Source organism: Halopseudomonas oceani (assembly GCF_002903165.1).
Taxonomy (GTDB): Bacteria; Pseudomonadota; Gammaproteobacteria; order Pseudomonadales; family Pseudomonadaceae; genus Halopseudomonas; species Halopseudomonas oceani.
The window spans coordinates 326274-339845 of sequence record NZ_PPSK01000003.1; the positions used below are offsets into that span (position 1 = coordinate 326274).

At 61.1% G+C, this 13572-nt stretch carries 10 protein-coding genes; 3 read left to right on the plus strand and 7 right to left on the minus strand.

All coding sequences use genetic code 11. The features are described from left to right. The 7 genes from C1949_RS05550 to C1949_RS05580 form a co-directional block, all read right to left on the minus strand. A complete protein-coding gene (locus tag C1949_RS05550; protein WP_211287076.1) occupies window positions 1–1206 on the minus strand; it encodes an efflux RND transporter periplasmic adaptor subunit in 1206 nt (401 codons plus the stop codon). 175 nt (window positions 1207–1381) lie between these two features. Then, window positions 1382–1702 (minus strand): DUF3325 domain-containing protein, encoded by a 321-nt coding sequence (locus C1949_RS05555; protein WP_104737468.1) that lies wholly within the window; start codon window positions 1700–1702, stop codon window positions 1382–1384. Then, window positions 1695–3377 carry a PepSY-associated TM helix domain-containing protein gene (locus C1949_RS05560; protein ID WP_104737469.1) on the minus strand — a complete coding sequence of 561 codons (1683 nt, stop codon included), beginning with the start codon at window positions 3375–3377 and terminating at the stop codon, window positions 1695–1697. The genes C1949_RS05555 and C1949_RS05560 overlap by 8 nt, the downstream gene beginning before the upstream one ends. After that, complete coding sequence (locus C1949_RS05565) at window positions 3371–3679, minus strand: iron uptake protein (RefSeq protein ID WP_104737470.1); 309 nt, start codon at window positions 3677–3679, stop codon at window positions 3371–3373. Before C1949_RS05565 ends, C1949_RS05560 begins: the two co-directional genes overlap by 7 nt. Window positions 3680–3895: 216 nt before the next feature. Further along, window positions 3896–6496: a TonB-dependent receptor gene (locus C1949_RS05570; protein WP_104737471.1), complete on the minus strand. Its 2601-nt coding sequence runs from the start codon at window positions 6494–6496 to the stop codon at window positions 3896–3898. A gap of 279 nt (window positions 6497–6775) precedes the next feature. Continuing rightward, window positions 6776–7726 (minus strand): FecR family protein, encoded by a 951-nt coding sequence (locus tag C1949_RS05575; RefSeq protein WP_104737472.1) that lies wholly within the window; start codon window positions 7724–7726, stop codon window positions 6776–6778. Window positions 7727–7789: 63 nt separating this feature from the next. Beyond that, a complete protein-coding gene (locus C1949_RS05580) occupies window positions 7790–8311 on the minus strand; it encodes an RNA polymerase sigma factor (RefSeq protein WP_104737496.1) in 522 nt (173 codons plus the stop codon). Between the two features lie 357 nt (window positions 8312–8668). Between C1949_RS05580 and C1949_RS05585 the strand changes: the two genes are divergently transcribed. From C1949_RS05585 to C1949_RS05595, 3 genes are all read left to right on the plus strand, one after another. Further along, a complete protein-coding gene (locus tag C1949_RS05585; RefSeq protein ID WP_104737473.1) occupies window positions 8669–9652 on the plus strand; it encodes a helix-turn-helix transcriptional regulator in 984 nt (327 codons plus the stop codon). Between the two features lie 110 nt (window positions 9653–9762). Next, a complete protein-coding gene (locus tag C1949_RS05590) occupies window positions 9763–11424 on the plus strand; it encodes a ShlB/FhaC/HecB family hemolysin secretion/activation protein (protein WP_170063006.1) in 1662 nt (553 codons plus the stop codon). 62 nt (window positions 11425–11486) lie between these two features. Beyond that, a partial coding sequence (locus C1949_RS05595) for a two-partner secretion domain-containing protein (protein WP_146040294.1) occupies window positions 11487–13572 on the plus strand: 2086 nt, incomplete at its 3' end.

Consider the following 13572-nt stretch of genomic DNA (forward strand, 5'->3'; position numbering starts at 1 on the left):
TCAGTTGGCCGGCGGCGGGCTGCGGCGTTCGGCATTCACCGATGAGCCAGCGTCACCATCGGGAATATTGACCTCTTTGCCGTCACGCAGCCGATCCAGCCCTTCCAACACCACCAATTCGCCCGGCGCCAGCCCCTCGGTGACCGCTACGCGGCCGTCCGTGGCGGCGCCCAGCACCACATTGCGCACATAGGCCTTGTCGTCCTGTACGACATAGACATAGCTGCGCTCAGTCCCAAATTGCACGGCATCGGAAGGAATGGTCACCACCGCGTCCAGCGTCTTCAACCGCAGATGCACGTTAACGAACTGGTTGGGAAACAGCGCCTCGTCGTCGTTGGCGAACTGGGCCCGTACCCGCAGTGTGCCCGTGCTGGTATCAATCTGATTGTCGAGGGTGGTCAGCTCGCCGGTGGCCAGCACCCGTTGTTCAGTGCGATCAAGTACCTCAACTTTCAACGCCGCTTCACCGCGACGCGCCTCGCGCAGCGCCGGTACGTCTACCTCCGGCACGGTAAAGTTGACCGCAATCGGCTGAGTCTGGGTGATGCTGACCAGCCCCTCGGCTTCGCTGCCAGTCACCAGATTGCCCTGATCAACCTTGCGCAGACCGAGCCGGCCAGACAACGGCGCGGTGATCCGCGTCCAGGATAGCTGCAGACGAGCATCATCAACCCGCGCCTGATCAGCACGGACCGTGCCGAGCAATTCCTGCACCAGCGCGCGCTGGGCGCTCAGTTTCTGGCGAGCAATGGAGTCCTGTTCCCAGAGCTGCTCATACAACGCCAAATCAGCGCGGGCATTCTCCAGCTTGGCGATGTCCTGCTGCAACTGGCCTTCAGCCTGATCCAGCTGGGCGCGATAGGACGAAGGGTCGATCTCGGCCAGCAGGTCACCCTGCTCCACCCGTGCGCCCTCCTCGAACACCACCTTGTCCAGCACACCACTAACCCGGCTCTGCACCATGACAGTATTGAGCGGTGTGACGGTCCCGATCGACTTGATCCGCACGTCCAGCTGCCCCAGCTCCGCCGGTTCGACCCGAACCACAGCAGGCGCATCCCAGCCCATACGCCGCAGATTGTCGGGCTTGGCGCTGTCGGCGTCGCCGCCAAACTGGTACCAGGTGAGGGTGCCGGCCGCAAGGATGGCTGCGGCCAGCAGTAACCGGTTGCGAAGGGAACGGGACGATTGCGGGAGAGGCATGGGCGTGTAATCCGTTAACTGAACAGCTACAGCGTAAACCGCTGCTTCGAATGCCAGACTGTAGGGAAGATCAGCCCATGGAAGTAGCGAATTTACATACTTTTACCAACTTCTGACCAAACACCGGAACAGCCTCAGTGCCGTTGCCTGAAACATGTCCGGTGCTATCCGTGGTTCAGGACAGGCGCAACAATGGCGGGCAGACCAGACGCAGCCAGAGCGGGCGATAGCTAAGCAGCATGCTGGTTGTCATGGCTGCCGCAGAGAAGAGGGTGAACCAGACCAGCACAGCCATCGACGGGTGATCCGCCTTCAGGCAGCACAGTGCAGACAGCAACAGCGCAGTCCAGCCAGCTGCACGCAGGCGTTTGGCCGCAGGCGTCGCATCAGTCCGGGCAAACACCTGGCGCCAGTGGCTTTGCAGCGACAGCGCCAGCCAGCAGGTTGCCAGCAGCATCAGCAGCGCCGCGCAGAGTAACCAGAGCGTGTCAGTCATACACCACCTCCGCACCCCGCGCCGCGGCCGAAACCGTTTTCGGCTTCGCCAGTTTACGCGCACAGCACGCCGCCAGCACCGCGCAGCCAAGCAAGCTGAGATCAACGCCGGCAACCGGCCAGTAGGGTTCGATCAGCACAGTCTTGAGCAGGTGGTCTCCCGTTGTGATCCAGTTCAGCAGCACTGCGGCAACCGACAGCGCCACCAGCAACCAGCATTGCTCCGCCCAGGCGGGATTGCGCCAAGCCTTGGCAACCGGCGAGCTGCGCCAGCTTGCATGCAACAGGGCTAGCACCCACACCCCCCAAAACACCGCTTTCTCCCACTCGCCCTTGCCGGCCATTGCCTCCGGCAGCACCCGGTTTGCCACCAGCATGGCGACCGCTGCCAGCACCATACCCGTCACCGTCGTGACCGCCAGTGCGTCAACGATACGGCTACCCTGCAGCCCTCGACGGGCGTGATCCTGCTTGCGCTTCTCGACAAAAAACACAAACCCCGTGGCGATACAGACACAGCCCAGCAAACCACCCAACACATACAGCCAGCGCAAGGCCCAATGCTCGAAGTGCTGCAGATGCAGACCGGTCAGAAACTGCGCAATGCTCTCCACCGGGCTGCGTGGCGGATCCTCACGCAGCAGTTCACCGGTACTTGCCTTGAAATGAATGCCCTCGCCGACCAGCGCGACCCGGTCGCTGCCAGCGCGGTAAATGCTCACATACCCGTTGGCATCACCGAGATGCTTGATGGTCAGAAAGCCGACCTCTCCTGCCATGTCACGCTCGGCCCAGATGCGTTTTGCCTCGGCCACCATGGCGTCCACTGACGCCAGCGGCGCGGGAACGCCAGCCTCATCGTGGGGCAGGCCAGTATCCGCCGCCTCCAGCACTTCATGCTGATCGTGCAGTGGCTTGAGCAAGGTGTGCGTCACCGGGAAATAGTAAAACCCGGCAAAGATCAGCACCCCGGTAAAGGCAAAGAAGAAGTGAAAGGGCAGCGCAACCACACCGGTCATGTTGTGCAGATCCAACGCGCTGCGCTGGAGGCGCTTGTTCGGACGGAAGGTAAAAAACTCGCGGAATACCTTGCGATGCATTATTACCCCGGTGACCAGCGCCACCAGCATCGCCAGCCCCGCCAGACCGACCACGTAAATTCCCAGCCGCATCCAGTTCAGATTCAGGCTGTAATGCAGCGGGTAAAACCAGTCACTGCCGATCTTCAGAGCGTCATCCGGCAGAAACTCACCGGTGCGCGGATCCACCGTCGCCCGACCATGCACATGCAAATGATCGTCGGCGGGATTCTTCGGCTGATTCGGAATGCCAAACTCGCCGCCGATCAGCAGCACCGGATCACGGTGCGTGGTGTAGGCAAACAACGATACCAACGGCATGGTATCGGCCGCTGGCAGCTCGCCGACGACCCGTTTGGCCGTCGCCGCCATATCGACCGGATCCGGCTTGAGGCGGGCATACACATCGGCCAGCAGATGATCGTAGGATGGCATCGGCTGCGGCGCAAAACGGGTTGCCGGCACCGCCCAGCGGTCGATCTCGCGGTCAAACACCGACAGCGAACCAAAGAAGAAAGCCACCATCAGCACAAAGCCAAGCACCAGCCCGAACCAGGTGTGTACCCAGGCCATGGAGAGACGGAAGTGGTTCAGCATGTGGCCTCCTGGCAAAGCAGCAAGGGCTGCAGCAACCAGGCTGCCGATAACATTAGAGCCGCACCGAGCCCCAGCACCAGCCAGATCCGCAGCAGGCTCTTGATTGAGAACACCCAGATAAAGAGCGCGATATAGAGCAGCACTCCGAGCAGCAGCATGCTCAGCTCGGCACTGTGAAAGTCGACGCCGATGGCACTCAAGCTCACCACACCCAGGGAAATAACGCCCCAGATAAAGGCGTAGGAACCAAAGATGGCAGCGACCACCCGGGACACAATATGAGGCGCGGAGACGGCTGTCATGCGAACACACCCCAAACGAAAGAAAACGACATAAGCACTCACCGCGTTAGCGCGTCTGCCTCAGCACAGCAGATCATGCACAGTTGAACCGAGCCCAGGCAGGGCCCGCGCCAAAGCGGAGAATGATAGTTATTATCATTACAATATGCAAACAGACCGCCGCGCTGACGGCGAGGCCACATAACGCTCCCCACCCCGCCAGCGCACAGCGGCTGATCAGATATCCCAGACCAGATTGACAGCGAAGTTACGGCCGGGCTGAGTCAGGCGATCCAGATTGGCCGGGCTGGTAACGCTGGCCTCCCCGACGCTGTCGTAGCCACGCAGGTCATCCCACAGCCAGTACTTCTTGTCGGTCAGGTTATAGAGCCCGGCGTTGAGCATCAGATCATCGGTGATGCGGTAGTGGCCAGTCAGATCAAGCAGGCCGAAACCAGGGGTGGCAAACTGGCTGGTTGTACCATCTGGGACATTGAGGCTCGACTCATCAATGCGCGTCTTGCGCTTGACCAGAGTCCAGCTCAGCTCGCCGCCAAAGCGCTCCTGCTCATACCCCAGGGAAAACACGCCAGTGAGCGGATTGATGCTGTTCAGCGGCGCGCCGGTATCATCGTTGCGCCCGCGGGCATAGGCCACAGAACCCTCTGCGTATAGACCGGACATGGCGCCAATCTGATCCAGATTCAGTCGCCCCTTGACCTCTGCACCACGGATACTGGCGTGGGCGATATTCTGGCTCTGGAAGCTGTCGCTGGTGTAGCCGGGCGTCAGTGCATTCTCGTCGATAAAGTCGCGATAGCGGTTGTAGAACAACGCAAGATCAAAGCTACCCAGTGCGGAGCGGGTACGCAGCCCCACTTCCAGCCCACGGCTCTTTTCCGGTTCCAGGTCCGGGTTTGGCTCTACCGTATAGCCGCCAGCCAGGTTCTCGAAACGACCGAAGAGCGCTTTGGCCGTCGGCGTGCGGAAACCCTCGGCGTACTGAGCAAACAGGCTATAGCTGTCGTTGAAGGCATACGTTGCGCCCAACTTCGGTGACACCCGGTGCCAGACGCGATCCTGATCATTAAACTCGGACACGCCAGCGCTACCGACAGTGGCCAGAAACTGGTCCGTCAACTCGGGTGACAGCTGGGTGCGGTCGTAGCGAAGCCCTGGCAGGAAGGTCCAGTTGTTCCAGCGAATTTCGTCCTGCAGAAACAGGCTGTAGACCTCAATGGTCGGGTCGGGAAAATCGCTTTGAGGCGTCAAGGTGTCGGAGGAACTGGTGCTGATGTCACCGACCGCCGCACAGCTGGAGCTCAGCGCCTGCAGGCAAATGCCGTAACCGGTGCGCAGGCCGGTCACTTCCTGATGCCTGGCTGAGAAGCCATAGGTCAGCAGGTGCTCGCTGTGACCGACGCTGAAAGCCTTGTCGAGCTGGCCGTCCAGAAACCACTGGCGATCCTTGTAGGTCGTGTCGCGATAGCGCATCACATCCCGCGTCGGCGCACCGGTCATGAAGTTCTTCGGCACGTAATGCTCAGCCGTATTCTGGTCGGTCTTCGCCAGTTGGTAGTTCAGGCTCCACTTCAGGTTGTCCGCCAGTAGGCTGTCGAGCATCAGCGTGTGAGTCAGGCCGAACCGCTCACGGCTGATAGTGTCGTTTCCTTCACGCGACTCATAGTAGCCAAAACCGCTGCCGGCGTTGTAAGGCCCACCCACCGCGCTCAATTGATTGGTGTCGCGGTCATCCTTGTAGTGCTCGTAAGTGAACTGCAAATGACCATTGTCGCTGTAGTCCCAGCCCAGCTTGGCCAGAATATTGGTGGTGCGCACATTTTCGGGGTTGGCTTCGGTGCGGTCGAGGCCGATGCCACCAGTGTTGCCGTAGGATTCGGTCTCGTGCCCATTGCGCTGGGACAGGTGCAGCAGCACATCAACGTCACCCTGGCGCGCTGCCACGGTTCCCGAGGTCAGCCAACTGTCATCGGCCGAGCTGTAACCGGCCTTGAGCCGGGCGCCAGTATCTCGTCCGGGCTTGATGATGTCTTCCGGGTCGAGCGTAAAGTAACTCACGGCGCCACCGATGGCGCTGCTGCCGTACAGCGCCGATGCCGGACCGCGGAGAATTTCCACCCGCTTCACAATCTCCGGATCAACGTAGTTGCGCTGCGTATTGGCATACGGGCCATTGAAAAAGCTGTTGGGCACTTCCACGCCATCCACCTGCGTCAGCACCCGATCACCATCAATACCGCGGATATTGTAACCGGTGATCCCAGACCGCTGACCGCTGCCGCCCACAGACACACCCGGCTCGTTGCGCACCAGGTCCTTGATATCGTTGACGTTCCGCTGATCCAGCTGATCCCGGTCCAGCACGCTCACCACAACAGGCACGTCATCAAGTTCACGAACGTGGCGCGTTGCCGTCACCGTGATCGGCTGCAGCTCACTGGTCTGCTCGGCACTGACCAAAACCACACTGCGCTCACCCACGCTCTGGTAAGTCAGGCCAGTACCCTCCAGCATCCGCTCCAGCGCCCGCTGGGCCGACATCCGCCCGGTAATCCCCCGCGATTGCAACGCCCCTGCCAGCTCCGCCTGCAGGCCAACCTGCCAGCCGGTGGTCTCACTAAAAGCGTTAAGGGCTGCTACCAGCGGCTGTGAGGGAATGACAAAGCGGTAGTTGGCCTGATGCTCCGCGCGCGCCAGAACAACGGCGTCCGCGGCGAAGGCCTGCGGGGCCAGAGTGCAGGACAGGGAAACAGCCAGAAGCGATAGACCTGTGGCAGACAGGGTCCGGGACAGCGAGCGCCGGGTATGAACAGTCATCGATAGTCTCTTTGCTGGAATGTGGATAGCCAATTAATGCGAATGGTTTGCATTACATTCAGACGAGACGAACGAGTTGCCGCAACGCGTAAAACTATTTTTGTTTCTTCGTGGAATGCCGGGATGACGTGCCGGACTGCTGCGCCAAGACAGCTCCCCCTTGGCTCGCCGTCAAGGCGAAAGGCTGAAACAACAACGGAGCACGCACGAAACGGTAGGCCGCAGGAGACGGTTCACCCCGAAAATCCCTGATGAACCCGGTCTCTTGCCTCCAGCCGCTCAGTTCAATACCAACAAAGCCGGATACTCATGCAGGGTGGCTGAGGTTACCTGCGCCAGGGAGCGCACTACGCTCAGCGGGTCACTCAACCGGTAATTACCCGTTACCCGCACTCCGTTCAGGCGCGGGTCGGTGCTGACGATCCAGCCAGGGTAATAGCGGCGCAACTCAGCCAGCACCTCCCCCAGTGGCTGGTCATCAAACACCAGCCGCCCCTGCACCCAGGCAAAGCGCCCAGCCGAACCGTCGCGTTCACGCCGGCCGATGCCATCAGGCCCGATGCGGATACTGTCACCATCTCCCAGCTGAATCCGCGCGCCATCGCGCTGCGCATGGACCTCAACAGAGCCGTGCTCAACGCTCACCCAGGCTTCATCGCCCTGATAGCGCACAGCAAAAGCGGTGCCCAACACCGACACCTTGATCGGCCCAGCATTAACCTCGAACGGCCGGCTGCTGTCGGGAGTGACATCGAAATAGGCTTCTCCACGCAACAGATTCGCTACCCGGCGCTGGTCGTCAATCTGGCTGGAAAAGGCAGTGTCAGTATTCAACGTGACGTGCGAGCCGTCAGCCAGGTCGAGCCCCTGACGCTGCCCCACCGCGGTGACATGATCGGCACGCACGTCAAGCAACATGTCGCGCTGCACCGCAACCGACAGTAACAGCAACACCGAGGCTGCCACCGCCAGATACCGTCGCAGCCGACGGCGACGCGGCACGGCGGCCTGCCGTGCCGTGGCCAACCGCTGCGCAGCCTCACCGAGCAACGGCGATTGCCAACTGCGCTGGGCCCGCTGAAACGCTGCCGCATGCTCAGATGAAGCAGCGAGCCACGCCTGGAACCGCTCACGACAGTCTTCATCGGCAGACTCAAGCGCCAACAGCCAATCCAGCGCTTCGCTCATCAGCGCGTCGTCGTCAGTCTGCGGGCCGTGCGGCTCAGGCATCGGGCAAATCTCTGGTCGGGGGAGCACTCATTCTGGCCGAACGCGGGTTCAAGCGAAAGCCACTCATTCCGGCGGGGACAGGCGTTCTATTAGGGTAATGCAGATCGCCATGATCAGCTTCAGCTCTTTTTGCACAGTACTGGCAGACACCCCAAGCTCAGCCGCAATCTCAGCCGCGCCCTTGCCATGCAGCCGGCTGAGAATAAAAATTCGCTGCTGGCGTTCGCTTAGTTGTTCGACTGCAGTGCCCAGCCGCTGCAGCACGCGCGCTGCATGCAGACTGTCCTCACTGGACGACGCCGGAGCGGGCACCGACTCCACCACCTCATGGGGCACATCATCCAGCATGGTCCGCGACTGCATGCGCTCACGACGCAGGTGATCCAGCGCCAGATTCCGGCCGGTCTGGAAGAGGAAAGGTTCGAGATAATCAATGGGGTTGTCACGCTGGCTGCGCGCCACGCGCAGATAGGTTTCCTGCACCAGCTCCTCAGCGATGCTGGCATTTTTCACCATCTTCAGCAGCGTGCGCAGCAACGGTGCGCGCTGACAGATAAAAACGCGATCTAGATTGGAACTGGTCACTGGCAAGCTCGATTCGCCGACTATGCGCCAATGATAATCATTTTTATTAACAACGAACAGCATCAAAACCACGCCGCCCGGCGCAGTCGGGTCGGCAGGCCAGGCTGCCTGCCGCTATCGCTGCCTCAAGCGCGAACCAGCATCATTGCAGCAGTAGCATTGTTATTGTAAATCGATACCAAGACAGCCCGCGCACGAGCGGCCACGCCAGGGTTATAATCCCCAGCAGGCGTAATCATCCGTGCACAGCCGTGCGTACAAAAACAAAGCAGTCCCTAGTCGCAGAAGCGGGTTTGACACTAAATTCCAACCAGGAAAATCGCTACTCTGCGACTCAGGAAGAGGTCGATTCGCAACATGGCTTACATTACATTTTCCACTGCAGACTATCCTCTGGCGGAGCGCCTCGAAGCCTCCCAGGATATCTACGCCGCCATGGCCAACATTGATGTCTCGCTACCCCGCGGTAAGGCCCCCGAGATAGAAACCCGCATTCGTCTGCTTCCCGGCATTTCTATCGCACTGATCAGAACCTCGCCCCTCACCGTAAAACGTCGCTCACAGCAGATTCAGGACGGCAACGATGACTTCGCCCTGTTGCTGAACCCAACCGGGCGCACGGCTTGGCGCTCCGAACTGGCGGGTGTTGGCGAGGTCGAGTGCGGCCCAGGTGCTGGCTGCTTCGGCTTCAACGACCGCCCCGGCACCATCGAGTTTCAAGGTAGCCAGACCTACATGCTGAATATCTGCTTCTCGCGCTCACTGCTCGGCCCGCTGATTGGCGACATCGAACGCACCAGCAAGTCACCCCGGCTAGCCCCCGAAACATTTACCCATTTGACACAATGTGCGATCGAGTTGGTCCAGGCTCCGGGGCCGGAAGATCTCAACATCCTCGCCGACACCAACCGCTTGCTGGATCTCGCCGCGCTCTCGGTTGGAGCCCCGCGCGATATTGAGATCACCGCCCGGCATCGCGGCCTCAAGCAGGCCAGACTGCGCGCAGTCAAGGCTGACCTGCGCATCAGTGCCTGGCATGGTGACACCTCCCTGAGCTGGCTGGCAAAACGGCACGGCGTCTCGCCCGGCTACATCCGAGCCATGTTCGAACAGGAAGGCCAAAGCTTTACCGACTATGTCCTGGGGCTACGCCTGGAGCGGGTGTTTCAGTGCCTGAGCAGCGCTGCGCACGCGCATAAAAAGGTGGCCGACATCGTCTATGACGCCGGCTTCAATAACCCGTCCTGGTTCTATCGTGCGTTTCGGCGCCGTTTCGGTCTCACGCCCGGCGAAGTGCGTGAGCTTGCGAGTACTCAGCAACCGGCTGGGGAGCCCGTCTGAAGGCCGTTCCCAGCCGCTGTTGTGGCGCTGAGTGGAAGCCGCTGCAATAGCCCATTGCTACCCTCCCCCCTTTCCACTAACGCATAACGCAACTAGGGATGGGAGACTCCGTGAAAAAACTGGCTGTCGTATCCAGTCTGCAGGCCGTTGGCCTGATTTCATGCCTTGCAGCAGCGCCGCTGCAGGCCGCAGAAACCGCCGGTGGCGCCCTGCGCGACCTCGAAACCAGGCCGCTCGATCTGCCGCCCGAACCACCAGCAGACACGCCCACCCTGACCCCACCACCAGCCAGCGAGCAGGCCGCCGGTGGGCAAACCGTCAACATCCTTGGCTTTCGCTTCACGGGCAACACCGCGTTCAGTGATGACCAACTGGCCGCCCTGCTGCTCGACCTGTCCGGCCAAGCCCTCACCCTTGGGCAACTGCAACAGGCCGCCGACCGGATTACCGCCTGGTATCGCCAGCACGACTGGCTGCTCGCCCGCGCCATCCTGCCCCCCCAGGAAATTGATGACGGCTACCTGACCATTCAAATCGTCGAAGGCAAATACGACCAGGTTCGGCTCAACAACCAGAGCGCGCTGCCGGACCGCGTGCTGCAGAACGCCACCCGCGGCCTGAACGCCGGCGACGGCGTGCGCGCCGGCGCACTGGAAAACGCGCTGATGAGCCTCGATGCGCTGCCCGCCAGCCAGGTCAACTCGCGGCTGTCTCGCGGTGAACAGGTCGGTACCAGCGCATTGGATATCGACGTAAACGACTTGCCAGCGCTGAGCGGGCAACTGTCGCTCGACAACTATGGCAACACCTACAACGGCGAATACCGCCTGACCGGCGGCCTTGCCATTGCTAATCCCTTCGGGCTGGGTGACAGCCTGCAACTGCAGGCGCTGGTCTCCGACGGCGACCAAAAATACCTGAGCACCCAATACGAACTGCCAGTAGGCCCGTGGAACACCCGTGTCGGGTTTGGCCTGTCCTGGCTGGAATACGAACTGGGCAAAGACTTCGACAGCCTCAACGCCAAGGGCAAGGCCGCCACCGGCAGCCTGTTTGCCAGCCAGGACTGGTGGCAGCAACGCAGCTGGGGCGTATCCAGCCGCATCGAATGGCGCTACCGCGACCTGGAAGACGAGCAGCTCGGTGTCGCCAGCGAGAAAACCCTGCGCAGCGTCACCCTCGATCTGGTCAACGGCTACTGGCGTGACGACCTGCTGGGCGGCAGCGCCAACAGCTACCGCCTGAGCTGGACCCACGGCGAGCTGTCGCTGGACAGCCCCTACGCCGTCGCATCCGACTTTTACGGCACCGAAGGCCGCTACCACAAAGTCAACCTGGCACTGCTGCGCCAGCAGCGTCTCAGCCCGCGCTTCACCCTGAACCTGAACCTGCGTGGCCAACTGGCCGACGGCAATCTGGATTCCGTCGAGAAGATGAGTCTGGGCGGCGCCTACGGCATTCGCGCCTTCCCGCAGGGCGAGGCCTCCGGTGATGAGGGCTGGCTGGCCAGTACCGAACTGCGCTACGCCCTGAACGGCCAATGGCAGCTGGGCGCCTTCCTGGAAGCCGGCGAAATCACCTACAACAAGGACCCGCTGCCTATCGGCGACCGCCATCGCAACCTCACCGGTGCCGGGGTTGCCGCCTACTGGCGACCGCATCACCAGTGGCAGGTCAGCGCCACCGCAGCCACTTCGCTGGATGGTGAGGAAGCCGTCAGCGACGAACCGGAAGACGTTTACCTCTGGGGTCAGGTGCAGTGGATGTTCTAGGTCCACTGCCTGCCAAGACCGTAAACACGGGGTAGTACCCGCCACCAGAAAAGGACAGACCCATGACCCGCACACAGCACACGTTCGCCCCCACCGCCCTGGCCATCGCCATCAGCCTGATCTCGGTCAGCCTGCACGCCGCCGACCTGCCCACCGGCGGCAATATCGTCGGTGGCTCCGGCAGCATCAGCCAGGATGGCAACAGCCTGAACGTGCAGCAGAACAGTGACAGGCTGATCACCAACTGGGACAGCTTCGATATTAGCGCGGGCCATACGGTCAACTTCTACCAGCCGGGCAGCAACTCGGTAGCGCTGAACCGGGTGATCGGCGAAGACGCCTCGGCGATCTACGGCAACCTCAACGCCAACGGCAAGGTGTTTCTGGTCAACCCCAACGGCGTGCTGTTTGGTCAGGGGGCGGCGGTCAACGTGGGGGCGCTGGTGGCCTCGACCTTGAGTCTCAGTGATGAAGACTTCAACGATGGCAATTACCAGTTCAGCGGCGACGGCAACAACGCCGCAGTAATCAACCGCGGCACCCTCAATGCCGACCAGGGCGCAGTCGCCCTGCTCGGCGGGCAGGTAAGCAACCACGGCATTATTCAGGCCAATCAGGGCACGGTGGCACTAGCGGCCGGCGACAAGATCACCCTGGACTTTGCCGGTGACGGCCTGCTCAACGTGACCGTGGATGAAGGCACCCTGAATGCACTGGCGGAGAACCACCAACTGGTTCGCGCCAACGGCGGCCAGGTGGTGATGACCGCCAACGCCACCGATGCGGTGCTGCAAACCGTGGTCAACAACACCGGGATGATTGAGGCACAAACCCTGGAAAACCACAGCGGCACCATCGTGCTCAAGGGTGGCTTTAACGGCGGCACGGTCAACGTCGCCGGCACGCTGGACGCCTCCGCCCCGGACAGCGGCGACGGCGGTTTTATCGACACCTCCGGCGCCCACGTCAAAATCGCTGGCGGCACCCAGGTCACCACCAAGGCCAACAATGGCAACACCGGTGAATGGCTGATCGACCCGACCGATTTTTACATTACCGACAGCATTGACCTGCCAACCGAAAGCAGCATTGGTGCCATAACCCTCAGCGACAATCTGGAATACAGCAATGTCACACTGGCCACCGTCGACGACGGCACCGAGCCCGGCGATATGTACGTCAACGGTGCAGTGAGCTGGAGCGCCAACACCACCCTCTCGCTGGATGCCCACAACGACATTCAGATCAATGAAGCCATCACCGCGACCAACGGCGGCCTGACCCTCAACGCAGGTGGTGCGATCAGCGCAGGCGGCGCCGTCAACGTCGGCACCTTTAATCTGCAAAGCGGCGCCTGGAGCCAGCTGGGCGCTACACTGGCAGACTTTTCTGCCCGGGATTTCCAACTCAACACCACCAATGCCAGCTTCCTGCGCGCCAACGGCGGTGACGGCAGTGAGGGCAACGCTTATCAGATTGTTGATCTCTACGGCCTGCAGGGCATCGCCTCACGCAGCCTGTTAAGCAGCCACTTCGCACTGAGCAACGATATCGACGCCAGCGGCACCGCCAACTGGAATGGCGGTGCGGGGTTTGTGCCTATTGGGGACTGGTCTAACCGTTATACCGGCAGCTTTGATGGCCAGGGTCATATTATCAACGGCCTGACCATCAACCGACCCAATACCAATTACGTCGGCCTGTTTGGGGTGATCTCAGCTAGCCAGATCAGCAATATCGGGCTGACTAACACCACCATCACCGGACAAAGCTCAGTTGGCGGGCTCGTTGGTAGTGGGACTAATAACAGTCGCATCAGCCACAGCTCGGTACAAGGCGATATTGTCTCTACAAGCGGCATCAGCGGTGGATTGGCGGGAGCCTTCAACGGCACCATTGAACACAGCCACAGTAGTGGCACCCTGGACTCTATCAACAAGACTGGCGGGCTGGTGGGTATGATGAGCGGCCAGATTACCGATAGCTACTCCACCGCCACTGTAACGGGCCAGACGGATAACATCGGCGGCCTCGTCGGTGTGATGAATGGCAGCATCGACCGCAGCTACGCAACGGGCAACGTGACTGGCGCATATAGCTATATAGGTGGGCTAGTCGGCGATCTCAACGGTAGCGTTACCGACAGCT